Here is a 962-nt window from a genome sequence, read left to right as displayed (position 1 = left end):
GGCCGGGACGCGGGTGGGGGAGCGGTCCGACGGGGTCGTCCAGGACGACTTGCCGCAGCCGTCGACCGGTTTGACGGTGCGGGTGCCTGCGGCCGCTGTGCCCGAAGTCCCGGAATCCTCCCCGTACTTGGACGAACAGGCCGCCGACGTCAGCAAGGTCGCCACGACGACTGCCACACCGTACGCACGCCTTCTCATGACTGGCCCCGTCCTCGGTCCCTCGGTGCCCACGGTGTGAGCAACCGGCCTGCTATCCGCACCAGTTCGGAGAAGACGACCCCCAGGACCGCCACGCACACGATGCCCACGAACATCACGTCGTTCTCGAACAGCGCGCGGGAGTCGAAGATCAGGTGGCCCAGGCCGTTCGTCGCGGCGATCTGTTCCGAGGCGACGATGACCAGGACCGCGACGCCCGCCGCTATGCGCGCGCCCACCAGGACCGACGGGAGGGAGGCCGGGAGGAGGACGTGGCGGAACATCTGCCATGGCGTCGCGCCGAAGACCTGGCCCGCGTCGCGGTGGCCGGAGGGGATCGCCATCACCGCCGACATCGTCGAGATCCAGACGAAGAAGAAGACCGTCGCCGCCACCAGCGCTATCTGCGGGCCCTCGCCCAGGCCGAACATGTTCAGGAAGATGGGGAGCAGGGCCAGTTTCGGTACCACGTACAGGGCGTCCAGCAGTGGTTCCAGTGCGGCTCGGACCAGGGACAGGGAGCCCATCAGCAGGCCCAGGGCGTAACCGGTCGCCGTGCCTATCGCGTAGCCGCCGAGGACGCGTTTCGTGGTGGCCCAGACGTCCGGCCACAGGTCGCCGGCGGCGGCTCGGGACCAGCCGTCGGAGAGGATCGTGGAGGGGGACGGGTAGACGCGGGCGTCTATCCAGCCCTGGGTGGCGGCCAGTTGCCACCACAGGATCAGGGCGAGGGGGACCGCCACGGCGAGCGTGAGCTCCAGGGC

At 69.8% G+C, this 962-nt stretch carries 1 protein-coding gene and 1 pseudogene; both read right to left on the bottom strand.

The features are described from left to right. Positions 1-198: pseudogene (locus tag ACNFOC_RS54685) on the bottom strand (ABC transporter substrate-binding protein); the annotation flags it as partial. Further along, positions 195-959 (bottom strand): ABC transporter permease, encoded by a 765-nt coding sequence (locus tag ACNFOC_RS54680; protein ID WP_416966352.1) that lies wholly within the window; start codon positions 957-959, stop codon positions 195-197. The pseudogene ACNFOC_RS54685 and the gene ACNFOC_RS54680, both read right to left, overlap by 4 nt. Positions 960-962: the final 3 nt, after the last annotated feature.

Source organism: Streptomyces colwelliae, assembly GCF_048158785.1.
Lineage (GTDB): Bacteria > Actinomycetota > Actinomycetes > Streptomycetales > Streptomycetaceae > Streptomyces.
Note: the sequence above shows the minus strand (reverse complement) of the source record. Positions and strands in the feature narration are given on the sequence as shown.